24 protein-coding genes are annotated in these 22,625 nt (G+C 73.6%); 12 read left to right on the forward strand and 12 right to left on the reverse strand.

Translation table 11 applies throughout. The annotated features are described in order from the left end of the window. Positions 1–72 precede the first annotated feature (72 nt). Complete coding sequence (locus DDJ31_RS02100) at positions 73–1,977, forward strand: AMP-dependent synthetase/ligase (RefSeq protein ID WP_127182013.1); 1,905 nt, start codon at positions 73–75, stop codon at positions 1,975–1,977. Between the two features lie 22 nt (positions 1,978–1,999). Here DDJ31_RS02100 and DDJ31_RS02105 read toward each other — a convergent pair whose 3' ends face one another. The 6 genes from DDJ31_RS02105 to DDJ31_RS02130 form a co-directional block, all read right to left on the reverse strand. After that, positions 2,000–2,476, reverse strand: coding sequence for an ATP-binding protein (locus DDJ31_RS02105; RefSeq protein ID WP_311636670.1), 477 nt, complete (start codon positions 2,474–2,476; stop codon positions 2,000–2,002). Beyond that, positions 2,473–2,844 carry an STAS domain-containing protein gene (locus DDJ31_RS02110; RefSeq protein WP_127182012.1) on the reverse strand — a complete coding sequence of 124 codons (372 nt, stop codon included), beginning with the start codon at positions 2,842–2,844 and terminating at the stop codon, positions 2,473–2,475. The genes DDJ31_RS02105 and DDJ31_RS02110 overlap by 4 nt, the downstream gene beginning before the upstream one ends. 16 nt (positions 2,845–2,860) lie before the next feature. Then, on the reverse strand, positions 2,861–3,232 hold the full coding sequence (locus tag DDJ31_RS02115) for a PRC-barrel domain containing protein (protein WP_127182011.1): 372 nt from the start codon (positions 3,230–3,232) through the stop codon (positions 2,861–2,863). Positions 3,233–3,349: 117 nt separating this feature from the next. Next, on the reverse strand, positions 3,350–3,733 hold the full coding sequence (locus DDJ31_RS02120) for an STAS domain-containing protein (protein WP_127182010.1): 384 nt from the start codon (positions 3,731–3,733) through the stop codon (positions 3,350–3,352). Continuing rightward, the gene (locus DDJ31_RS02125) at positions 3,730–4,866 is read right to left on the reverse strand and encodes a cobalamin B12-binding domain-containing protein (protein ID WP_127182009.1); all 1,137 of its coding nucleotides are present in this window, start codon (positions 4,864–4,866) and stop codon (positions 3,730–3,732) included. Before DDJ31_RS02125 ends, DDJ31_RS02120 begins: the two co-directional genes overlap by 4 nt. Continuing rightward, positions 4,863–6,524 (reverse strand): PP2C family protein-serine/threonine phosphatase, encoded by a 1,662-nt coding sequence (locus DDJ31_RS02130; protein ID WP_276319324.1) that lies wholly within the window; start codon positions 6,522–6,524, stop codon positions 4,863–4,865. The genes DDJ31_RS02125 and DDJ31_RS02130 overlap by 4 nt, the downstream gene beginning before the upstream one ends. Before the next feature lie 315 nt (positions 6,525–6,839). Between DDJ31_RS02130 and DDJ31_RS02135 the strand changes: the two genes are divergently transcribed. Next, positions 6,840–7,211, forward strand: a complete 372-nt coding sequence (locus tag DDJ31_RS02135; RefSeq protein ID WP_127182008.1) for an STAS domain-containing protein — start codon at positions 6,840–6,842, stop codon at positions 7,209–7,211. Between the two features lie 121 nt (positions 7,212–7,332). Here the strand turns inward: DDJ31_RS02135 and DDJ31_RS02140 are convergent, their stop codons facing one another. Continuing rightward, on the reverse strand, positions 7,333–7,818 hold the full coding sequence (locus DDJ31_RS02140) for a MarR family winged helix-turn-helix transcriptional regulator (protein WP_171480759.1): 486 nt from the start codon (positions 7,816–7,818) through the stop codon (positions 7,333–7,335). A 150-nt stretch (positions 7,819–7,968) separates the two neighbouring features. Between DDJ31_RS02140 and DDJ31_RS02145 the strand changes: the two genes are divergently transcribed. From DDJ31_RS02145 to DDJ31_RS02180, 8 genes are all read left to right on the forward strand, one after another. Next, positions 7,969–9,132 (forward strand): PP2C family protein-serine/threonine phosphatase, encoded by a 1,164-nt coding sequence (locus tag DDJ31_RS02145; protein ID WP_127182007.1) that lies wholly within the window; start codon positions 7,969–7,971, stop codon positions 9,130–9,132. A gap of 219 nt (positions 9,133–9,351) precedes the next feature. Next, positions 9,352–10,251, forward strand: a complete 900-nt coding sequence (locus DDJ31_RS02150; protein WP_127182006.1) for an STAS domain-containing protein — start codon at positions 9,352–9,354, stop codon at positions 10,249–10,251. Beyond that, on the forward strand, positions 10,248–10,652 hold the full coding sequence (locus DDJ31_RS02155; protein WP_127182005.1) for an STAS domain-containing protein: 405 nt from the start codon (positions 10,248–10,250) through the stop codon (positions 10,650–10,652). Before DDJ31_RS02150 ends, DDJ31_RS02155 begins: the two co-directional genes overlap by 4 nt. A 47-nt stretch (positions 10,653–10,699) precedes the next feature. Next, on the forward strand, positions 10,700–11,092 hold the full coding sequence (locus tag DDJ31_RS02160) for an anti-sigma regulatory factor (protein ID WP_127182997.1): 393 nt from the start codon (positions 10,700–10,702) through the stop codon (positions 11,090–11,092). Continuing rightward, complete coding sequence (locus tag DDJ31_RS02165; protein ID WP_127182004.1) at positions 11,092–11,295, forward strand: hypothetical protein; 204 nt, start codon at positions 11,092–11,094, stop codon at positions 11,293–11,295. The genes DDJ31_RS02160 and DDJ31_RS02165 overlap by 1 nt, the downstream gene beginning before the upstream one ends. Beyond that, on the forward strand, positions 11,292–12,998 hold the full coding sequence (locus tag DDJ31_RS02170; protein WP_127182003.1) for a PP2C family protein-serine/threonine phosphatase: 1,707 nt from the start codon (positions 11,292–11,294) through the stop codon (positions 12,996–12,998). Before DDJ31_RS02165 ends, DDJ31_RS02170 begins: the two co-directional genes overlap by 4 nt. Positions 12,999–13,155: 157 nt before the next feature. After that, a complete protein-coding gene (locus DDJ31_RS02175; protein WP_240678314.1) occupies positions 13,156–14,520 on the forward strand; it encodes an NAD(P)/FAD-dependent oxidoreductase in 1,365 nt (454 codons plus the stop codon). A gap of 78 nt (positions 14,521–14,598) precedes the next feature. Further along, positions 14,599–16,842, forward strand: a complete 2,244-nt coding sequence (locus DDJ31_RS02180) for an FUSC family protein (protein ID WP_127182001.1) — start codon at positions 14,599–14,601, stop codon at positions 16,840–16,842. Here DDJ31_RS02180 and DDJ31_RS02185 read toward each other — a convergent pair. After that, on the reverse strand, positions 16,811–17,341 hold the full coding sequence (locus DDJ31_RS02185; RefSeq protein WP_127182000.1) for a GNAT family N-acetyltransferase: 531 nt from the start codon (positions 17,339–17,341) through the stop codon (positions 16,811–16,813). The genes DDJ31_RS02180 and DDJ31_RS02185 overlap by 32 nt on opposite strands. Before the next feature lie 43 nt (positions 17,342–17,384). Further along, positions 17,385–17,819 (reverse strand): ATP-binding protein, encoded by a 435-nt coding sequence (locus DDJ31_RS02190; RefSeq protein WP_127181999.1) that lies wholly within the window; start codon positions 17,817–17,819, stop codon positions 17,385–17,387. A gap of 436 nt (positions 17,820–18,255) precedes the next feature. Here DDJ31_RS02190 and DDJ31_RS02195 point away from each other — a divergent pair, with 436 nt between their 5' ends. Next, the gene (locus tag DDJ31_RS02195; protein ID WP_127181998.1) at positions 18,256–18,705 is read left to right on the forward strand and encodes a Crp/Fnr family transcriptional regulator; all 450 of its coding nucleotides are present in this window, start codon (positions 18,256–18,258) and stop codon (positions 18,703–18,705) included. A gap of 4 nt (positions 18,706–18,709) precedes the next feature. Here the strand turns inward: DDJ31_RS02195 and DDJ31_RS02200 are convergent, their stop codons facing one another. Beyond that, positions 18,710–20,107: an MFS transporter gene (locus DDJ31_RS02200; protein WP_431028939.1), complete on the reverse strand. Its 1,398-nt coding sequence runs from the start codon at positions 20,105–20,107 to the stop codon at positions 18,710–18,712. A gap of 94 nt (positions 20,108–20,201) precedes the next feature. Further along, positions 20,202–20,816 (reverse strand): LysE/ArgO family amino acid transporter, encoded by a 615-nt coding sequence (locus tag DDJ31_RS02205; protein ID WP_127181996.1) that lies wholly within the window; start codon positions 20,814–20,816, stop codon positions 20,202–20,204. 66 nt (positions 20,817–20,882) lie between these two features. Between DDJ31_RS02205 and DDJ31_RS02210 the strand changes: the two genes are divergently transcribed. Beyond that, positions 20,883–21,794, forward strand: a complete 912-nt coding sequence (locus tag DDJ31_RS02210) for a LysR family transcriptional regulator ArgP (protein ID WP_240678313.1) — start codon at positions 20,883–20,885, stop codon at positions 21,792–21,794. 4 nt (positions 21,795–21,798) lie between these two features. Here DDJ31_RS02210 and DDJ31_RS02215 read toward each other — a convergent pair whose 3' ends face one another. Further along, positions 21,799–22,503, reverse strand: coding sequence for a TetR/AcrR family transcriptional regulator (locus DDJ31_RS02215; protein WP_127181995.1), 705 nt, complete (start codon positions 22,501–22,503; stop codon positions 21,799–21,801). Positions 22,504–22,625: the final 122 nt, after the last annotated feature.

Genomic DNA, 22,625 nt, shown 5'->3' on the forward strand with positions numbered 1-22,625 from the left:
TCGGCTAGATTCGAGCACCGCCGAAACGGTTCACGTCGGTGGAGTCGCACCCGTACACGTCAGGAGCAGCGCATGCGCGCCTACGCCCTCGCTCCCACCCCCGTCTCGCCCCTGACCGGCGGGCTCGCCGACAGTGTCTTCGAGACGGCGGTCAGGACCCCCGACCTCCCGGTGCTCGCCCGGCGGCCCGCGCCCGGCTCCTCCGTCTGGGAGGAGGTGTCCGCGGCCGGACTGCGGGACGAGGTGGTGGGTCTCGCCAAGGGCATGATCGCCTCGGGGATCTCACCGGGGCACCGGGTCGCGATCATGGCCAGGACCCGCTACGAGTGGACGGTCCTGAGCTACGCGCTGTGGACGGTGGGCGCCGAGGTGGTGCCGATCTACCCGACGTCCTCCCGCGACCAGGTCGAGTGGATCCTGCGGGACGCCAAGTGCGTGGCCGTGGTCGTCGAGGACGAACAGGCCGTGATGACGGTCGGATCGGTGTGCGGGGCGCTGCCGCTGCTGCGCCACGTCTGGCAGTTGGACTCGGGGGCGCTCGACGAGCTGACGGCCAGGGGCGAGTCGGTGCCGATGACGACCGTCGACTCGCTGCGCCGGATCGTGCTGCCCGACTCGACGGCCGTGATCGCCTACACCTCGGGGACGACGGGCCGCGCGCTGGGGTGCGCGCTCAGCCACCTCAACCTGGCCAGCTCCTGCGACACGCTCCTCGAAGGGTGGAGACAGACGGCGGCGCCGCCCGGCGAACAGGGGTCGGTGCTCGCCTTCCTGCCGTTCTCGCACGTGTACGGCCTGATGATCCAGAACCTCTGTGTCCGCGGCGGCCTGCTGATGGGCCACGAGCCGGATCTGAGCGGCGAGGCGCTGGCCGCCGCGCTGCGCTCGTTCCGGCCGACCTACTTCTACGCGGTGCCGTCGGTCTTCGAGAAGATGTACAAGACCTTCCACCACACCGCCCACCAGGACGGGCGCGGGGCGCTGTTCGAGCGGGCCGCGAGCACCGCGCGGGACTTCGCGGCGGCCCTGGAGCGGCAGCGGCTGGGCGAGGGTCCGGGCCCCGGGCTCGATCTGCGCCTGCAGCACGCCCTGTTCGAGCGGACGGTGTACCGCAGGCTCCGCCTCGCGTTCGGCGGCCGGGTGGTCAGGGGGACCTCGGGCGGGTCGCCGCTCAGCCGTGAACTCTCGCACTTCTACGAGGGCATCGGCGTCTATGTGAACGACGGCTACGGGCTGACCGAGACCGGCGGCGGGGTGACCATGCAGCCGCTGGGGCGGGAGAAGTCGGGGACGGTCGGCCGGCCGCTGCCGGGCGTCGACCTGATGCTCTCCGACGACGGCGAGGTCATGGTGCGCGGGCGCACGGTGTTCCAGGGGTACCTCAACGAGCAGGAGGCGACCCGGGCCGTGCTGCGCGGCGGCTGGCTGGCCACCGGGGACCTCGGCTGGCTGGACGCCGACGGGTATCTGACGATCACCGGACGCACCAAGGACGTCCTGGTCACCAGCAGCGGCAAGAGCGTCGCGCCGGCCGCCCTCGAACAGCGGCTGCGGACGCATCCGCTGATCCACCAGGCGGTCGTGGTGGGCGACAACCGGCCCTGCGTGGGCGCGTTGATCACCCTGGACCCCGAGTTCCTCGCGTACTGGCGCGGTTCGCTGTCGCTGCGGAGCGACACACCGAGCCGGGAGGCCCGGGAGGAGAACGCGCTGCGCGAGGAGATCGGGCGGGCGGTGGCCGCGGCCAACAGCACGGTCTCGCGGGCCGAGTCGATCCGGGTGTTCCGGGTGCTGGCGCAGCCGTTCGGGGTCGCCAACGGGTTGCTGACACCGTCGATGAAGCTGCGCAGGGACGCGATCGTCGAGCACTACGCGGCGGAGATCGACTCCATGTACCAGGCCCGCTCCCGCTCCCCGCGGCCGAACGTCCCCGAGGAGCCGCCCGGTTGGGACGAGTCGGACGACGTCTTCCGCTGACCGGCCGCCGCGCGGCGGCCGGTCAGTCCCGCTCGCGGGTCTGAGCGGAGGTGGGCACGGCGCGCAGCGGCACCAGGACGGCGATGGTCTTGCCGCCGCCCGGGCGCCGTTCGACGGCGACCTCGCGGGCCAGCCGCTGGACGAGCGGCCAGCCGTAGCCGTTGACCCGGTGTCCGGGCGGGGCCGCGCCCGCCGCGCTGCGCGGCACGGCGTCGCTGTGGTCGTGGACGAGCAGCCTGATGCCGTCGTCAGCGACGGACACCTCGAAGCCCGCCAGTCCCTCGCCGTGCCTGATCGCGTTGGTGACCAGCTCCGACACCACCAGCAGCAGATCGATGACGTCCTCGTCGCGGGCCGTGCGGGACGGCGAGTTCCACTGCTCCCGCACCACCGCGCGGGCGTGGGCGCGGGCGGTGGCCGCGCTCGCCACTCCCGGGTCCGCCGGCGCTTCCTCGGACAACGGCCCCGACAGGGCGGCCGGACGCACGGTGTCACTCACCGTTCCGTCACTGCCCTGGGCGCCTCCGTTGCCGTCGTGACGTCATCGGTGAAGACGAAGTACCCCGTGGTGCCAGTCACCTCAAACAGCCTTTCGATGCTCTCGTTGAACGGTCCCGCCACCACCATGGGCCGGCCGGCCAGCCGGTGGGTCTCCTGTTCCTCCAGCAGCACGTGCAGGATCGAGGAGTCGGCGAACTCCGTTGCGGACAGGTCGACGACGGTACACACCGACGGTGACCGCCGGGCCGTGCGCAGCGCCTCCTTCAGCAGGGGCGCGCTCTCGGCGTCGATGTCACCCCGAACCCGTACGACGACGCTGTCGTCCTCGGGGTCGCAGGTGACGGTATCCTCCCGCTCCTTCGCCATCTCGGTCTCCCCTCGTTCAGGAGGTCGCTGTCCGCTGCCTCGGCAGGTCGCGGTAGTACGCGGCGACCCGTGCCAGGTAGTCCGGGTCGAGGGTCTCGCTGTCGGTCTCGAAGCGGGGTGCCCCCTTCACCTCCGACCTGGTGCACGCCACGGTGATGGTGCGGTTCTCGCTGTCGATGCCCGTCACGGTACCGGCCGGGACGAGGGAGCTGCGCCCGAACCCCCAGACCGCGGTGTCCACCACCAGGTGCAGCATCCCGGCGGGGTCGGCCTCCCGCTCCGCCACTCCGATGGTGCCGTCGGCCGATTCGACGGTGTAGCCGGTCAGGTCCTGCCCTGGTACATGGCCGGTCGTGGGTGCGTAGGACCAGATGCTGTCGACGTTCACGCGGCTCCTTCCCTCACGGACGAATGTCGAGCCGCGGGTCGGGCGGCTCCACAGCACCGCTTACCCGGCCGCCTGGTTCGCACGCCGCCCGTTCGCGATCTCGCCCGTACGGCGGAGTCAGCCGGTTCCGGGGCGTTCCTGCTCGTCGAGCCGGGGCGCGGGCGAGGTGAGGTACGCGAACGTGCCGGTGAGGTCGAGCAGCCGCTCCACGCAGACGGGACGTTTTTCCAAGGTCAGCCGCGCGCCCGCCCGGTCGACGCGGCGGCGGATCTGCAGCAGGGCGGAGAGGCCCGAGGAGTCGATGCAGCGCAGCCCGGAGAGGTCGAGGCGCAGCCAGCCGGGGGGCGGGTCGGCCGCCGCGCCCGGGGTGAACAACCAGCCGACGAGGGTGGTGAGCTCGTCGTGGTTGTAGAAGTCCAGATCGCCGTCGACGCGGACCTGGACCGCGTCGGGTCCGCGTTCGACGGTGAGTCCGAACGACGACGGGTGAGGGTGGGTCATGCGATGCGTCCTGATCCGGGAGGGTGTGGCGCCGGCAGCAGGTGGTCCAGGGCCGCACGCGCCTGGCGGAGGGTCCGGGAGGCGCGCGGGAAGTCCTGGAGCTGCCGGCCGAGCAGTTCGAGGGCGGGGTCGAGTGAGCGGGCGGGCACGGAGCGGGCGTCGAGGACACCGGCCGTCCAGCGCAGGAAGCGCGGCAGGAACTCCGGGTCGTTCACGTAGAGGGCGACGGCCAGGTGGTCGACGATGTGGCCGATGTCCTCGGCGGTGCGCTCGCGCTGCTGGTCGGTGTAGGAGCGCATCGGCGGGTAGCGCTCCTCCAGCCGGGCGAGGGTCTCCTTGACGAGCTGGCGCCGGGTGGCGACGACCATCGTGTACTCCTGGTCCGCCAGGTGCGCCAGGCAGGACACGGCGCGCGCCTCGGTGCGCAGCGGGTCGGGGAGGGCCAGGCCGCGGTCCAGGACGTCGACGGCGGCGCGGGCGTCGGGCGCCCAGGCGTCGGCGCCCAGGGTGCGGGCGTAGCGGCCGTCGGGTCCGAAGGCGGCGCCGCCCGCGAGCACCGGGACGCCGACCGCCTGGCAGGCGGTGACGGCGGTGTGCGCGGTGGGCAGGTGGAGCGAGAAGGTCGCGGAGAGGGCGACGGCCCGGGAGCCGGTCCTGTGCAGATGGCCGACGAGGTGCGGGACGGGGACATGGGCGCCGAGGAAGTCGACCCCGTGGCCGTGGTGGCGCAGCACCTCGGCGAGCAGCCGGGCGGGCAGCGCGTGCCACTCGCCGTCGACGCAGACCACGGTGATCCGGCCGCCGGCCGGTTCGGGGCCGCGGTGGCGGGGGTGGTGGCCGAGGGCGGCTATGACGCGTTCGTGGATGGCGGTGGCGGCGTGCTCCTGGGCCACGGTGAGCCGGTTGGCGGCCCATTCGACACCGACCCGCGCCTGGACGGCCCCTATGACGTCCAGCAGAGCCGTCACGACCGGGAGTCCGGCGTCGACGGCGCCGAGGACGGTGTCGGACGCGCGGTACTCGTCGCCGTCGCGGACGGCCAGCCAGAGGCGTTCGCGGACGTCGTCGAGGTCCGCCCCGGCCGGGGCGGCGGGGGCGGTGGGGGCGGTGGGGGTGCTGCTGGCGGCCGTCACGCCGTGTACCTGCCGCGGGTGTGGCCGTCGACGGCGCTGAGGTGGGCGTGGCGCGGCGCGGTGACGGCCACCAGCGCCATGTCGTCGTGGCGGTTGCGGCCGACCCACTGCTCGGCGAGCATCCGCACGTGCGCGACGACGGCCTCGGCGGGCATGCCCGCGCAGTGTGCCAGGGCCTCCTCGACGCGCTGCTGGCCGAACATCTCGTCGCCGAGGGGTCCGCCGCGGGCCTCGGTGATGCCGTCGGTGAAGAGCAGGCAGGTCTCGCCCGGAAAGAGTTCGACGTGGGCGGTGGTGGAGGAGATGTTGCGGAAGACGCCGACCAGTGTGCCGCGGGTGGGGGTGGCCTCGACCCGGCCGTCGGCCCGCACGATGAGCGGGGGCGGGTGTCCGGCGCTGGTGACCCTGAGCTTCACGGTGCGGCCGCGGCGGGCCACCGAGGTGAGCAGGAGCGTGGCGAACCGGGTGTGGTGGGAGCCGATCAGGGCGCTGTTCAGTAAGCCGAGGAGGCGTTGGTGGTCGCCTGCGAGCGGCAGCAGCGCGTGCAGCGTGTTGCGGATCTTGCCGGTCATGACGGCGGCTTCCAGGCCCTTGCCGCAGACGTCGCCGAGGACCACCAGGGTCTCCTGGCCCGCGTCGGTGCCGGGGTGGACGTCGTAGAAGTCGCCGCCGACGTGTTCGCCCTCGCCGGAGGGCCGGTAGGCGCCCGCGAACTCCACGCCGTGCACCTCGTGCAGGGTCGGCGGGAGCAGCTCGCGCATCAGGGTGGAGGTGATGGCGGCCTGTTCGGCGTACATGCGGGCCGCGGAGAGGGCGGCTCCGGCGCGGGCGGCGAAGAGCCGGGCGAAGATCTCGTCGCTCTCCGAGAACGCCTGCCGGGTGCCGGGGCGCAGCAGCACCAGGGCGCCTGCCGGGACGCCCTGTCCCGGCAGCGGGGTGACGACGGCGGAGCCGACGGGTCCCTCGAAGTTGTCGGGGACGAGCCAGTCGGGGATGCCGGCCGGGTCGATCCAGCGCGAGGGCACCGGCGGGAAGCCGCTCAGGGCCTCGCTGAGGCCGGGGACGGTCGTCGGGTCGGCGCGGACCGTGCGGTGGACGGGGCTGCCTCCGGCGAGGCAGGAGGTGACGGGGAAGCGCCGGCCCCGGGGCGGGGCGACGACCACGGCGGCCTCGGCGAGCTGTCCCGCGGCGAGGGTGGCGGTGACGTCCATGCAGCGTTCGAGGTTGAGGGAGGCGAGCAGGGCGCTGGAGGCACGCGCGAGGAAGGCGGTGCGCCGGCGTTCGCCGTCGAGGGCGGCCTCGGCGAGGCGCCGCTCGGTGTCGTCGACCAGCCACCACATGACGTCTCCGTCGGGGGTGCGGCTGGAGTGGGCTTCGAAGGTGCGGTCGCCGAGGCTGCCGTGTTCGGCGTGGCCGGCGTTCTGCCGGGGGACGGCCGGCACCAGCCGGTCGTGCGCGTCGGCGATCCAGGCGGGGGCGACGTCGCGGAGCCGGGTGCCGCTCACCGCGTCGGGGAGCAGGGCGGCCGCGGCCGGGTTCAGATCGATCACGTCGCCCTGGGGATCCGCGAGCAGCACCGGGTAGGGCGCGGTGTTCCAGGCCGCGCCCGAGGGCGCGCCGCCACGCGGATCGGGAGGGGAGTGCTGGTGTGTCGTCACTGTGAGGCACGCTGCCGCGCGCCCACCACCTTTCGGTCGACTGCGAATGTTTCCGTACGGCAACTCTCTCTCGCGGACCGGAACGGAGCAAGGGCCCTCAGGAGCCCCGGGGGCCCTCGGGGACGGGCACACCCCTCGCGAACTGGGGCGCAGCAGCTGAATGTTCACCCGAACGGGCGTTTTGGGAGAGTCGGGTTCTCGCCGGGCCACACCCCCTCCGAGCAGGGCGTACGGAGGCATGGTGTGCATGGCGTGTGGGTTCGGGGGTAATCGCGTTGGCGCCCTGCAAGACAGCCGTCAACGAATGAGGTACCCGTGTCCATCGCCCAGAACCCCCTGTCCGTCGAGGTCACCCTGCCGCGTGAGGATGTCGCCCTGATCGTGGTGGAGGGGTACCTGGACATCGACACCGCGACGGAGTTCAGGCACCACCTGGCCAACCAGCTGCACCACGGCCGCAAGCACTTCGTGATCGACCTGTCCGGCGTGCCGTTCATGGACTCGTCCGGGATGAACATCGTGCTGCGGATCTATCAGGAGGTCCGGGAGATCTCCGGCAGCGTGCAGATCGTGTCGCCGACGCCCGCGGTGCGCAGGGTGCTGGATCTGACCGGGGTCAGCATCACGGTTCCGGTGTCGGAGAGCCTCGACGCGGCGCTCGAACGCGTGGACGCCTCCCCGCAATAGTTGTCGTTTGACAACTGTGCGGGCGAGGCCACAAAGTAACCTCGCACAGCGCGCGGGAGGGGCCGAGGATGCACCGGTGGGAGTCCACCGCCGAGCACGCCGGACCTCCCGCGTCCGCCGCTCAGGCGGTGCGCGCGGACGGCGCCTTCTCGTCGGCCTCGCCGTGGATCTGTGCCGCGGCGGCCAGGCAGAACGCCTCGAGCCCGCTCAGCAGCGCGGACCGCTGGGCGGCCGGCATCTGTTCGAGGACCGACGTGAGAGCGGTCTCCCTGCGGGCCCGCAGATCGGCCAGGAAGGACCGGCCGTGGCGGCTCAGATACAGCCGCAGCTCGCGCCTGCTGGTGCTGCCCGCCCTGCGTTCCATGAACCCGACGGCCTGCAGCCGGTCGCAGAGCCGGCTGGTCGAGGGCGGGGTGGAACCCAGCGCGTCGGCGAGCGTGCGCAGGTTGATTCCTTCGTTGTGTTCCAGGATGAAGAGGACACGCAGCTGGGAGGCGGAGACCGGCGCCGTCGAGGCGCGACCCCACAAGACTTCGAGAAGTTCCGCCGCCTCCGAGGTCACACGCGCCACCTCCTCGGGCTGCGGGCGCTGGTACGAGGACGTCACGCTGCCACTTTGGCAGGCTTCCGGACCGATGTCAGGTCGCCGGCCCCGCGTCCCGTCCCGGCGGGCGCCTCACACAACGGACGGGCAGGGCCGCCGCGAGCCGATCCACGCGGCGCTTCTGCCCCCGAACGGAATGGTGTAACCGAGAACGTGAACAGATTCGTGGCCGTCGAAAGAGCTCTGCGAGCTGCGGCTCCGCACCTGCTGCCGGCGGCCGTACGAGAGGCCCTGCGCGCCGGGTACGGCGTGCGGGACGCCGAGCTGCTGATGGCCGACTACGGCCTCGCCGTGCTCCAGTCGGTACCGGGCGCGCCGGGCCCCGTCGACCCGGTGTCGCTGCACGGCAGTACCGAGGGCCGCGCCTTCGGCTCGCAGGAACCCGTCCTGGAGCAGTCGCCCGACGGGCGGGTGCGCGCCCACCTCCCGGTCACCGTGCGCGGCGACCGGCTCGGTGTGCTCACCGTCACCCTGGCCTCCGCCGAGGAGGCCCAGGAGGGTCTCGACGAACTCGCCGAGCTGGCCCGGGTCCTCGGGCACGAGATGACCGTCGCCCAGCGCGACACCGACGTCTACCACCAGGCGCGGCGCAGGGACCGGCTCACGCTCGCCGCCGAGATGCAGTGGCAGCTGCTGCCCGCCCGCTCCTGCACCCGCCCCGAGTACGCGCTCGGCGCCCAGCTGGAGCCCGCGTACGCCATCTTCGGCGACAACTTCGACTGGTCCACCTCGGCCGACCGGCTGCTGCTGTACATCACCAACGGCATGGGCGAGGGCATCGACGCCTCGCTCCTGACCAACCTGGGCATCAACGCGCTGCGCAACGCCCGGCGCGCGGGCATCCCGATCGCCGACCAGGCCGCCCTCGCCGACCAGGCGATCTACGCCCATTACCGGGGCCGGGAGTACCTGTCGGTCCTGATGATCGACCTGGAGCTGTCCACCGGTCTGATGCGGGTGGTGGACGCGGGGTCGCCGCAGATGCTGCGGCTGCGCGACCGGACGGTGACGGCCGTCGACTTCGAGGCGCAGCTTCCGCTGGGCATGTTCGAGGAGACCGACTACACCGCGCAGGAGTTCCAGCTGGAGCCGGGCGACCGGCTGGTGTTCGTCAGCGACGGCGTGCACGGGGTGCCGGCGCCCGGTGGCGAGCGGTACGGGGAGCGGGCGCTGGCCCGCGCCATCACCTCGACGCGGCTGCTGCCCGCGGCGGACATGCCGGGCGCGGTGCTGCGCGAGCTGTCAGGGCACCGGGGCAGCCGCGAGCCTGACGACGACGCGCTGGTGGCGTGCCTCGACTGGTTCGGCACCTCGTAGGCCCAGAGGTCCCTCGTCGCGACGACTCGAACACCGTTTCCCCGCCCGGACGCGCGTCGACCCGCGGGGCCGCTCGATGGGATCACCTCGGCGGACCTGGTGCCGCCCGACGGCCGGTCATGGCTACAGTTGTCGCCCGGCAAAGGCCGCGTGCACCGCTCCTGACCGGCGGCGGGACCGGCGCGATGGCACACGGACGACCCGAGTGAGGAGTGAGCAGTGCCGGAGCAGGAAACGGCGAAGCGGTACGGGGCACCGGCCCGGGAGGTCGGGGAGTTCCTGCGGCGGCGGCGTGAGCGGATCGCCCAGCGGTGGGCCGACGAGCCCCTGTTCCGCACGGTGTTCACCGTCTCCCGCGACGAGGCCGTGGAGGCGGGGCGGGCCGTGGTGGAGGCGCTGGCCGCGGTGGCCGACGGCGGCCGGGTCCAGAACGCGGACGCGCCGGGCTTCGACGCGGTGCGCGACCGGCTCGCCCGGATGGGCGCCGCCAGGTCCCGTGCGGGCCTGTCCGCCGCGGATGTCTCGACGGAGGTGGACGCGCTGCGCCCGCCCGCCGCGAGCCTGCTGACCGCCGACCTCGCCGACGCCCCCGCGGAGTCCGTGCTCGCCTGCGTCACGTCGCTGACCGTGCTGATGGGCACCCTGCGGCTGGTCGTCCTCGAAACGGTGCTCTCGGAGGGCGGGGAGCTGATCGAGCGGCAGCGGCCGCACACCCCCGACGTGGCCACGCCGGTCGTCGAGCTGTGGGACGGCGTGGTGGCCGTGCCGCTGATCGGGACGCTGGACAGCGCCCGCAGCCAGGTCGTGATGGAGTCGCTGCTCGATGCGATCGTCGAGCGGCGGGCCCGGTTCGCGATCCTCGACATCACCGGGGTGCCGACGGTGGACACGCAGGTGGCCCAGCATCTGATGAGGACGGTCGCCGCGGCCCGGCTGATGGGCGCGGAGTGCGTCGTCTCCGGGATCCGTCCCGCGATCGCCCGGACCATCGTGCACCTCGGTCTCGACCTCGGCACCGTGGTCACCCGGGCCGGCCTCGCCGACGCGCTGGCCTACGCGCTGCGGGAGTCGGGCACCGAGATCGTGAGCGCGGTGCCCGGCGGTTCGGGGCCCCGGTGAACGACGGCCCGTACCCGCACTCGGCGGGCCAGGTCCCGGTGCTGCGGCTGGGCGCCGTCCTGCTCGTCACCGTGCAGGGCGATCTCTACGACAGCACGGCGCGGCGGCTCCAGGAGGACATCGGCGCGGGTGTCGCGGCCGGCGGGGTGACCGGGGTGGTGATCGACATCTCCGGGGTGGAGGTCGTCGACTCCTACCTCGGCCGGGTCCTCGCCGAGATCGCCGCGGGCACGGCGCTGCTGGCCGCGCGGACCGTGGTGTGCGGCATGCGGCCCGCGGTCGCCATCACCCTCGTCGAACTGGGTCTGACGCTGCCGGGTCTGCACACCGCGCTCGACACCGAGGCGGCCATGGCGGTGCTGGCGCGCGAGGCCGCCGGGACCCTCGGGGAGCCGTGGTGACGGGGACATCGACAGGCGTCGAGGCCTCCCTGCCGATCCGCTCCGACATGGATCTGATGTGGGTGCGCCAGCACGTCAGGCAGGCCGCCGCGCAGCTCGGATTCGGTCTGGTCGCGCAGACGAAGCTGGTCACCGCGGCGAGCGAACTGGCCCGCAACACGCTGGTGCACGGCGGCGGCGGCCGGATGGAGTCCGCGCCGGCCGGACAGGGCAGGGCCCAGGGGCTCAGGCTCTCCTTCCACGACGAAGGACCCGGCATCCCCGACCTGGAGCGGGCGTTGACCGACGGCTACACCTCGGGGGACGGTCTCGGCATGGGCCTGGGCGGCGCCAGGCGGCTGGTGCACGAGTTCGACATCGACAGCGCGCCGGGCCGCGGCACCACCGTCACGGTGGTCTGCTGGGCGGCCGCTCCGCCGCGCCCGCGTGAGGAGATCTGATGCCCCGTCTGCGGGAGGTACCGGTGCACGACTCGACCCGGGTACGGGACACCGGGAAGGCCACCGACCGGGCCGCCACAGCGACCGGCCGCGACCCGGCGCGCACCGCGGACGCCGCGCCGCGCGGCACCCGGGGCGGCGCGTCCCGACCGGTACGCGACGACGACGCCGTCGCGGGCCTGGCACCCCGGGACCGCCGATGAAGCGCGTCCTGCACATCGCCTCGCCCACCGACGCGGCCCTGGCCCGGGTCACCACCGCGCGGCTGGCCGCCGCACACGGTGTGCCGGCCCTCGAACGCACCCGGCTCGCCACCGAGTTGAGCGCCCAGTTGCGCGAGTGCCTCACCAAGGGCGGCAGTTGGCGGCTGACGCTGGAGACGGACGGCACGGAGGAACGGGCGCTGCACGCCGTCGTCGTCCCGTCGGACCCGGAGCGTTCGGCGGTGAGGGCGTCCTGGCGCACGACCGTCACCTCCACGGAGGCGGCCGTCGCGGCGGACGGCGCGGACGGTCCCACCGGTCTCGCCGAGGCGCTGCTCGGCGCCGACGAGGACACCGCGCTGGTGCTGGAGAAGCTGCGCCAGCAGGAGGAGTTGACGGAGTTCCACCGGGAGGAGCTGCACCAGACCAACCAGGGCGTCCTGGCGCTGCACGCCGAACTGGACGCGGCGGGGCGGGCGCAGCGGGAGGCGTTCGCGGCGGAGCGGCACGCCCGGGAGGAGGCCGAGAGCGCGCGCAGGCGGCTGCGGTTCCTCGCCGACGCCAGCGCCGTCCTCACCTCCTCGCTCAACCTCGACGCGATCGTGCGCCGGCTGCCGGGACTGCTGGTGCCCGAGTACGCCCGCACCGTCGACGTCTGGCTGTCCGACGGGGAGGACCGGCGGCCGTCCGAGGCCCCGACGCCCGCCGCGGCCATCGCGGCCCGCACTGGCCGCCCGCAGTACTCGGGCGCCACCCCGGGCGGGCTGCCCGGGGTGGTGGACCAGCCGCCGTCGGGTTCCGGCCACGGGCGGCCGCTGCTGTGCATCCCGCTGCCCACCCCGCGGGCGCCGCTCGGCGTGCTGACCCTCACCCCGCCGGGCGACCGCTGGGACCCGGACGACGCCGTGATGCTGATCGAGCTGGCCCGCAGGGCGAGCACCGCGATCGACCACGCCCGCCGCTACGAGGTCAACCGGGACATCGCCGAGACCCTCCAGCGGGCGCTGATGACCGACCTGCCGACCACCCCGGGGCTGCGGATCGCGGCCCGCTATCTGCCCGCGACGCACGGCCTCAACGTCGGCGGCGACTGGTACGACGCGTTCCGGCAGCCCGACGGCAGTCTCATCGCGGTCATCGGGGACGTCACCGGGCACGGGCTGCGGGCCGCCGTCATGATGGGCCAGCTCCGCACCGCGCTGCGCGCCTACGCGGTGGACGGCGGCAGCCCCGGCCAGCTGCTGACCCGGCTGCACACGTTCCTGCACCACCTCCAGCCCGACCTGTACGCCACCGCCGTCATCGCCCGCTTCCGGCCCGGCGACCCCGAGCTGACCTGGGCGGCGGCCGGGCATCCGCCGCCCGTGCTGCGCACCCCCGACGGCCGGGTGCACACGCTGGCCGCGAAGCCGGGCGCCATGCTGGGCATCCCGCTCAAGCAGGACATCGGCGACCACACCGTGCGGATGCCGCCCGGCTCCACGCTGGCGCTCTACACGGACGGCCTGGTGGAGCGCAGGGCGCAGGGCATAGACCCCGGCATCGCGCGCCTCGGGGACGTCCTGGGCGGCCTGGACGCGGACCGGCTCGCCACCGACCTGGACGGCTGCGCCGAGGGGCTGCTGCATCCGCTGCTCAGCGACTCCGAGCGGGACGACGACGTCTGCCTGCTGCTCTGCCACATCGCCGCCGACGGCGACTGAGCGACCCGTCCCGGGGACGCGCGTTCGGCTGGCTGCCGCATCCGGCTGGCGCCCCGGCCGTCGGCGCGGTGGGATCGATGTGGTGCGAAGCGGTGATCCAGGGGCATCCGAGAGGTGTCCGATACAGACCGCCCGGAGCCGCAGAGAAGGAGACACCGTGACACGACCCAGGATCCTGGTGGTCGGCGCAGGCTTCGCCGGCGTGGAGTGCGTGCGCCGCCTGGAGCGCAAGCTCGCCGTCGACGAGGCCGACGTCACCCTGGTGACGCCGTTCGCCTACCAGCTCTACCTGCCGCTGCTCCCGCAGGTCGCCTCCGGGGTGCTGACCCCCCAGTCGATCGCCGTCTCCCTGCGCCGCAGCAGGAGGTACCGCACCCGCATCCTGCCGGGCGGCGCGATCGGTGTGGACCTCAAGGCCAAGGTCTGTGTGGTGCGCACCATCACCGACCAGCTCGTCAACGAGCCGTACGACTACATCGTGCTGGCCCCCGGCAGCGTCACCCGCACCTTCGACATCCCCGGTCTGACCGACCACGCCTACGGGATGAAGACGCTCGCCGAGGCCGCCTACATCCGCGACCACGTCATCGCGCAGCTCGACCTGGCCGACGCCAGCGACGACCCGGCGGAGCGCGCCTCCCGGCTTCAGTTCGTGGTGGTCGGCGGCGGCTACGCGGGCACCGAGACCGCCGCCTGCCTCCAGCGCCTCACTCACGCGGCCGTCAAGCGCTACCCGCGCATCGACCCGTCGCTGATCAAGTGGCATCTGATCGACATCGCCCCGAAGCTGATGCCCGAGCTGGGCGACAAGCTCGGCAGCAGCGCCCAGGAGATCCTGCGCAAGCGCGGGATCGACATCTCGCTGGGCGTGTCGATCGCGAAGGCGGGCCCGGAGGAGGTCACCTTCACCGACGGCCGGGTGGTGCCCACCCGCACCCTGATCTGGACCGCGGGTGTGGTGGCCAGCCCGCTGATCGCGACGCTCGGCGCGGAGACGGTCCGCGGCCGGCTCGCGGTGAACGCGGAGATGACGCTGCCCGGCAGCGACGGCGTCTTCGCGCTCGGCGACGCGGCGGCGGTGCCCGACGAGATCAAGGGCGGCGAGGGCGCCGTCTGCCCGCCGACCGCGCAGCACGCCATGCGCCAGGGCAGGCACGTCGCGGACAACGTCATCGCGGCGCTGCGCGGCGGGCCGATGTACCCGTACGCGCACCGGGACCTCGGTCTGGTCGTCGACCTCGGCGGCAGGGACGCCGTCTCCAAGCCGCTCGGCATCGAGCTGCGCGGGGTGCCCGCCCAGGCCGTCGCCCGCGGCTACCACTGGTCGGCGCTGCGCACCAACGTCGCCAAGACCCGGGTGATGACGAACTGGGTGCTCAACGCGCTCGCGGGGGACGATTTCGTGCGCACCGGCTTCCAGGCCCGCAAGGAGGCCAAGCTCAAGGACTTCGAGTTCACCGACGCGTACCTCTCGCCCGAGCAGGTGCGGGCGCGCGTCGAGGGGTCGGGGCGCGTCGACTGACGCGGTGGCGGGGCTCCGGGTCCGGCATGCGATGCTGGGAACCTGATCATGACGTGAACCGGGAGTGAGTACGGCACCGTGAGCACAGCGGGTGGGTCGGTCCGGGCCAGGCTGCGGGATCTCGTCGCGGCGTCCGATCCCGGACTGCTGCGGCTGGCCGCGGGGTTGCGGACGGTGGGCGCGATCGCCCTCACCCTCGCCGTGCTCGCCCTGCTCGGCTCCGACGTCAGGCATCTGGTCGGCGGCGCCATCGCGGCGATGGTCGCGACCTTCGCCATCCGGGAGAAGCAGCGCGGCAAGCAGGCCGTCACGCTCGCGCTCGGCCTGCCGGTGGCGTGCGTGTCGCTGACCCTCGCGGCGACCCTGCACTCGCTGGTGGTGACCGGTGACGTCTTCTTCGTGGTGCTCATCTTCTGCGCGGTGTACGGCCGCCGCTTCGGCGACCGGGGCACCGCGCTCGGTCTGATCGCCTTCCAGGTCTACTTCCTCTCGCTGTTCGTGGGCGCGACGGTCGCGACGCTGCCGCCGCTGTACGGGGTCGTCGCCGTCGCGTTCGGGTCGAGCGCGCTGATGCGTTTCGCGCTGGTTCCCGAGACGCCCGCCGGGATCCTCAAGCGGCTGCGGGACGCCTTCAGGGCCCGGCTCGCGCAGTTGGTGTCCGCCCAGCTCGACCTGTTGGACGCGGGCCCCGACGACATCGACAAGGCGGTGGCCGACGCGCGGGCCGGCACCGCCCGGCTGCACGAGACGGCCATGATGATCCAGGGCCGCCTGGAGGAGGGCACCGCCGACGAGTCGACGGCCCGGCTGGTGCAGCGGCGGATCGCGGACGCCGAGATCACCGCCGAGCGGCTCGGGCTGCTGCTGCTCACTGCGCGCAGCGCCGAACGCGCGGACACCCTGACGCTGCATCTGCCGGGCGCGTCCGTGCCCGCGGGCGGCCAGCACCCGCTCCAGGACGACGCGATCTGGACGCTGCGCCGGGATCTGGAGTCGCTGCGGCTGCTGGTGCTGCGGCCCGTCTCGGCGGGCACGGGGGCGGGGCTCGCGCAGCTCCGCAACCGGCTCCTCGGCTACCGCGACGAGGAGAACCTGCCGAAGGCGTCCCCGGCGATCCAGGACGTCTTCCGCGGCATCGGTGAGGCGGCGCGCGCGGTCCTTGGGCTGCGGATCGCCCTCGACGGACCGCAGGACGAGTCCGACGACTCCCCCTCGACGGCCCGTTCCCGTGAGGAGCTGGACGCCGAGGACGTCGCGATCGACGCGGGCGAGGAGCCGGTCGAGGAGGAGCTGACGGGGCTGCGGCGGCCCACCACCCGGGCGGCCGTGCAGGTCGCGGTGGGGTCGTCGCTCGCGATCGTCGGCGGTGAGTTCCTCTCCAGCCAGCGCTGGTACTGGGCGGTGCTGACCTGCTGGATCGTCTTCATCAACACGGCGTCCACGGGCGAGATCCTGGTGAAGGGCTACCGGCGGCTGCTGGGCACGGTGCTCGGTGTGGTCGCGGGTCTGCTGCTGGCGGGTCTGGTCGGCCACCACACCTGGACGGCGTTCGGGCTGGTCCTGCTGTTCGTGTTCGCGATGTTCTACACGGCGCCGCTGTCGTACACGCTGATGTCGTTCTTCGTGACCGCGGCCCTCGGGCTGCTGTACACGCTGCTGCACACCTACAGCCTGTCGGTGCTGGTGCTGCGGGTGGAGGAGACGGCGCTCGGCGCGGCCTGCGGGATCATCGCGGCGGCGTTCGTGCTGCCCGTGCACACCGCGCGGCGCACCGACGAGCTGCTGGTGACGGCCCTCGACCGGCTCGCCGACGTCACGGAAGCCGCGATCGACCAGCTCAGTGGCGGAGAGCCGACCGAACTCCTCGACAAGGCACGCGAGTTGGACCAGGCGCTGGCGGATCTGCGGGCGGGCGTGCAGCCGCTCACCCACCCGGTCACCCCGATGCGGACCCGGCGCAACACGGCCCGCTACGTGGTGGCGCTGCTGGAGACCTGCGCCTACCACGCGCGTTCCCTCGCGGCCACCGCCGAGCTGCTGCCCACCCATCCGTCGATCGCCGCCGACCCGCGGCTGCGGCGGGCCTGCCGGCGCATCCTGCGCAACATCGGGACCGTCGCCGCCCGGGTCGCCGACGCGGACGCGGACGTCGAGGTGGAGATCGGCCCGAGCATCGCCGCGCTCCTCGAACCGGAGATGTCGGGCCTGGCGCGCTACGGGCGGATCACCGACCGGGTGCTGCGCCATCTCCAGCGTCTCGACGAGGCCGTGGTGGGTCTGGCCCGGCCGCTCAAGGTCCCGGTGGAGGAGCCGAGGCGCTGACCCCGCCCGCGCGGCCCGGCCGCAGGTCGGGTCGCGGGGGCCCCGGCGGGCGGAGCATGTAGACGTCGACGGGGTCCTGCTGCGTCACCGTGAAGCCGTGGCGTTCGTAGAGGCGTCGGGCGGCGCTGCCGCGCAGCACGTTCAGCCGGACGGGCACGCCCTCGGTGTCGGTCCCGCGCAGCAGGGTGCGCAGCACGGCCGAGCCGAGTCCCCGGCCCTGGAGGCGCGGCGCGAGATAGAAGTGCTCGAGCCACCGCCCGTCCGGGGCCGGACGCAGGGCGACGCAGCCCGCGAAGGTGTGGTCGTGCTCGACGACCAGGGTGTGGCCGGGGACGAAGGCGTCCCGCAGCCGCTGTCTGACGCGCCGCTCGTCGAACCGTCCGAGCCGTTCCAGATCGGCGCGCAGCACGGTGGCGCGGAGCTCGGCGATCGGCTCGACGTCCTCGGGAGCGGCCGGACGCAGCGCCCACTCCCCCGCCGTCGCCGTACGCGTGTCCATGGCGGAAGTATGCCAAGGGCCCGGGTGAGCGGGTGCGCGGCGGTCAGGAGAGGGTCATCACGGCGGTGATGCACTTGCCGCCGGTCGGCAGTTCGCGCACCCGCACCTCGTGGGCGAGCCGGCAGACGATGGGCCAGCCTCGGCCGCCGACCTCGCCGCGGCGCTGCGGGTCGGCGGCGGGCGCCGTGGTGGCGGGCAGCCGGTCGCTGCGGTCGGACACGGAGACCCGGATGCCGGGTTCGACGACGTCGACCCGGAAGTCGGTGATGCCGCCGCCGTGCAGGATGGCGTTGGTGGTCAGTTCCGTGGCGACGAGCAGCGCGTCGGAGACGGCGATCGTGTCGGCGGTGCGGCTGCGTGCCGCCACCGCGCGCTCGACCTGCCGGCGCGCTTCGGACGGCAGACAGGCCGAACCCTGTCCGAACCGCCGCGCCGCCGGCTGGGCGGCGCGGGTCTTGACGGTGTCTTCCTTGTACATCGTTCGTCTCCCCGATCGGTGACGAACCGGCCCCCTGGTCGATGAGGGAAAGGGGCCGGACCCTGCCATGCCCACGTCCGCCGGGCGAACTCGGTGGGCTCTGCTGTTCGGCTGACCGCCGGACGGCCGGACAAACCTGCCGTGCGGGGATTATCGGGCAGACGGACGGCGCCGGAGTGAAACAGGTCACGTGACCGGCTTTTCTCTACACGAGACCCTCGCATCGGGTCTACGGTTCATCCATCACTGGTGACGGGCGCGGATCGCGGCCCCTGTCAGGTCCCCCGCTCACCACCCCGAACCGCCCTGGCTGGCTACCCCCGTCCAGCCAGGGCTTTTTTCTGCCCTCCGCCGAGGTGCCCGGCGCGGCGGCAGCGGCTCCAATGGGCTTGAGGGAACACACCGGATCGACCTCGTCGGCGAGGAGCCCCGTGCCATGACCGAAGCGACGAAACTGCTGACCGCCCTGCCCCCGGCCCAGCGCGCCCGTCTGATGACGCTCGCGCGGGAGGTCTCCTTCCCCGAGGACGTCGTGATCTTCGAGGCGGGCGGTCTGGCCGACCGGTTCTGGGTGATCCGCTCGGGGGCCGTCTCACTGACCCAGCGGGTCAACCAGTTGCAGCGCGTCACCGTGGCCGGCCTCGGCGCCGGGGATCTGCTCGGCTGGTCCTGGCTGTTCCCGCCGCACGCGTGGGACTTCGGCGCGGAGGCGTTCAGCCGGGTCAGGGCCTACGAGTTCGACGCGGCCGAGGTGCTGCGGCTCTGCGAGGAGGACCCGCGCCTCGGGCTGACGCTGGTGCGCGGGGTCGCGGAGATCCTCGCCCACCGGCTGGAGCTGACCCGGGGCAGGCTGATGGAGATCACCTCCCGCCACCGGGCCCTGTGAGCCCTCAGATCCGGTAACGGCGCAGCGCGGGCACCGCGGCGGCGAGGGCGAGCATCACGACGACGACCAGGATGCCGCCGCCCGCGACCGCCGCGCGTGGCCCGAAGGCCGAGCCCGCGGTGCCGTGCAGCACGTCGGCCAGGCGCGGCCCGCCCGCGACGACGACCGTGAAGACGCCCTGCATCCTCCCGCGCATCTCGTCGGTGGCCGCCGAGAGCAGGATCGCCCCGCGGAACACCATGGAGACCATGTCGGCGACCCCCGCGACGGCCAGGAAGACCACCGCCATCCAGAGGTTGCCGCTGAGCCCGAACCCGGCGATCGCGGCGCCCCAGGCGACGACCGCGCCGATCACCATCAGGCCGTGTCTGCGGGCCCGCGAGAAGGTCCCGGAGAACAGCCCGCCGAGCACCGCGCCGATGGGTATCGCGGCGAACAGCAGGCCGAGCGCGAAGCCCCCGCCCCAGGGGCTGTAGGTGGTGTCGGCGAGCTGCGGGAACAGGGCGCGGGGCATGCCGAGGACCATCGCGACGATGTCGGCGAGGAAGGAGAGCAGCAGCACCTTGTGGGCGGAGATGTAGCGGAACCCGGCGGCGATCTCCCTGACCCCGGCCCGCCGGGTCGCGGCGCCCGCGAGCGGCGGCAGCGAGGGCAGCCGGTAGACCGCCCAGACGGTGACGCAGAGCGCGAGGGCGTCCAGGAGGTACAGCTCGGGCAGCCCGATCACCGGGATCAGGACCCCGGCCAGGAGCGGCCCGACGACCTGCCCGGTCTGCATCACGGTGGAGCCGAGCGCGTTGGCGGCGGCCAGCTGCCCTGCGGGCACCAGGCGGGCGATGGAGGCGTTGCGGGCCGGGGCGTTCAGACCCCAGAACGCCTGCTGCACGGCGAGCAGCACCATCAGGACGGCCACCGAGCCGAGCCCGGTGGCGGCCTGGACCCAGAACAGCACCGAGGTGACGGCTATCCCGCTGTTGGTGATCAGCAGCAGCTTGCGCCGGTCCATGGTGTCGGCGACGGCGCCGCCCCACAGGGCGAACACGATCAGCGGCAGCAGTCCGGCGAGGCTGGCGGCGCCGACCCAGGCCGAGGAGCCGGTGATGTCGTAGATCTGCTTGGGCACGGCGACGGCGGTGAGCTGGCTGCCGACCGCCGTGACGATCGTCGACGTCCACAGCCGCCGGTAGGCCGGGACGCGCAGCGGCCTGGTGTCCATCGCCCAGCGGCGCCAGCCGGCCCGGTGCGGCGGGTCGGCGGGGCCGCTCGGATCGGCGGGGTCGGTCGGGTCGCACGCGGCAGCCGGGCCCGTGCGGTCCCCGGGGCCGGTCCGGTCGGCGGGCTCTGTCCGGTGGCTCGCCCCGGGTGTGCCGGGTTCGCTGCCGCTGGTCTCGCTGGTGTCCACGGGCTTCCTGGTTGCTCGATACATCTTTCTGGGCCGGGGTTCACTATCGCAGCCCCGCCCGGGAGTTCGGAGGGTGCGGTCCACGGCAGCGGACTCAGGCGTCGACGACGAGCAGCAGCCCCAGCCCGATCATGGTCATGGCGACCAGGCCGTCGAGCAGCCGCCAGGCCCGGGGCGTCGCCAGGAACCGGCCGAGCCTGCGGGCGCCGAACCCGAGCGCGGCGAACCAGCAGAGGCTGGCCAGCGTCGCGCCGAGCCCGAAGGTCCAGCGCAGCGGGCCACGGTCGGCGGCGAGCGAGCCGAGCAGGAACACCGTGTCGAGGTAGACGTGCGGGTTGAGCCAGGTCAGCGCGAGACAGGTGAGCACCGCCCGCCGCGTCGAGCCCGCCCTCCCGCCGTCCGCGCGCAGCGTCCCGCCCGGCCGCAGCACCCGGCGGACGGCGAGCGCGCCGTAGCAGAGCAGGAAGGCGCCGCCGATCCAGCCGACCGCCGTCAGCGCCCACGGCCAGGCCACCACCACCGCGCCGACCCCGCCGACGCCGAGCGCGATCAGCGCGGCGTCGGAGAGGGCGCAGATGCCGACGACGGCGAGGACCGCCTCCCGGCGGACGCCCTGGCGCAGGACGAAGGCGTTCTGGGCGCCGATGGCGACGATGAGCGAGAGGCCGGTGCCGAACCCCGCCGCGGCGGCGGACAGTGCGTGGGACATGGCCCCGACGCTACGAAACCGCCTGCCGCAAGTACAGCTAAAGATTCTTACGTATCCTTAGCGCTCGTGAAGACGGAGCTGACCGAACTCCCCGCCGACCAGGTGCGGACGCTGCTCGCGGTGGTCGACCAGGGGACGTTCGACGCCGCCGCCGCGGCCCTGCACGTGACGCCGTCGGCGGTGAGCCAGCGGGTGAAGGCCCTCGAACAGCGCACCGGGCGGGTGCTGCTCCAGCGCACCAAGCCGGTCAGGCCCACCGAGTCCGGCGAGGTCGTGGTGCGGTTCGCCCGGCAACTGGCCCGCCTCGAACGGGACGCGCGCGCCGAGCTGGGCATGACCGCGGCCGGTGAGCCGACCCGGGTGTCGATCGCCGTGAACGCGGACTCGCTGGCCACCTGGTTCCTGCCCGCGCTCGGCCGGGTCGGCGGGGCGTCCCCCCTCTCCTTCGAGCTGCGCCGCGAGGACGAGACCAGGACCGCGTCGCTGCTGCGCGAGGGGCTGGTGATGGCGGCGGTGACCTCGTCGCCCGAGCCCGTGGCGGGCTGCTCGGTGCGCCCGCTCGGCCGGATGCGGTACCTGGCGACGGCCAGCCCCGGCTTCGCCCGCGAGCATCTCGCGGGGCCGCTGCGGGATGCGCTCACCGTCGCGCCCACCCTGACCTTCGACCGGGACGACGACCTCCAGGACGCCTTCGTGCGCCGGCTGCGGCGCGGCCCGCGCGGGGCGAGCCTGCACCGGCACCACGTGCCGACCTCGGAGGGGTTCACGCAGTCCGTGGTGATGGGCCTCGGCTGGGGGCTGCTGCCGCTGATGCAGGCCGAACCGCTGCTGCGGGAAGGGCTGCTGGTGTCGCTCGCGCCCGAACGGCCCTTCGACGTGCCGCTGTACTGGCAGCAGTGGCGGCTCGACTCCCCCGCCCTCGCCGCCGTCGCGCGGGCGGTGGCCGCCGCTGCCGAGGAGGCCCTCGAAACCGGGTGACGCGTCAGCGCGACGCGTCGAGGCAGGCCGCCGCGCTGTCCAACAGCATCTCGAGGGCCGTCGGATAGGCGCTGGTGACCATGCGTCCGGCCAGCAGCCCGGCGGCCTCGGCGATCCGCGGATGGGTGTCCCGGGGCAGCCGGGCGTACGTCGAGCGCCACATCTCCTCGTCGGCGCGCAGGGCCGCGCTCGGCAGCGCGAGGGAGGCCGCGTCCAGGGCGGCGAAGGCCAGCGTCTGGTCGATGAACGCGTGGTAGATCCGCACGGTGTCGGCCAGCGGGAACCCGGCGGTGCGCAGCACGTCGAGGACCGCCTCGTCGGCGGCGAGTTCGTTGGCGCGTCCGGTGACCCGGCTCGTGGTCAGCAGGGCCGCCTGCGGGTGGGCGACGTAGGCGGCGTGGATGCGCAGTCCGACGGCGCGCAGGTCGGCCCGCCACCGACCGGTCGGCCGCCAGCCGTCGAGGGCCTGCCCGACGAGCGCGTCGCCGATGGCCAGCGTCAGGTCGTCCATCCCGCGGAAGTAGCGGTAGAGGGTGCTGGGGTCGGCGTCCAGGGCGAGCCCGAGGCGGCGGGCGGTCAGGCCCGCGCTGCCGTGCTCGCGCAGCATCCGCAGCGCCGTCTCCACGATCAGCCGCTCCGACAGGACCGTGCCGCTCCGGGTGGGCCGGCGCCTGCGGCGCCGCTCCTCGGGCACGACGGGCTTGGCCACGACGCGCCCTCCTCCCTGTGCTGTGCGCACCCGCGTTCTTATGCCAACGCCATTGACCTTAACTCCGGCGCGGGCGTTTGATCCGGTCGGGGCCCGCGCCCCGCACCGTCAGCGGAGGGAGA

This window comes from Streptomyces griseoviridis (genome assembly GCF_005222485.1).
Classification (GTDB): Bacteria; Actinomycetota; Actinomycetes; order Streptomycetales; family Streptomycetaceae; genus Streptomyces; species Streptomyces hintoniae.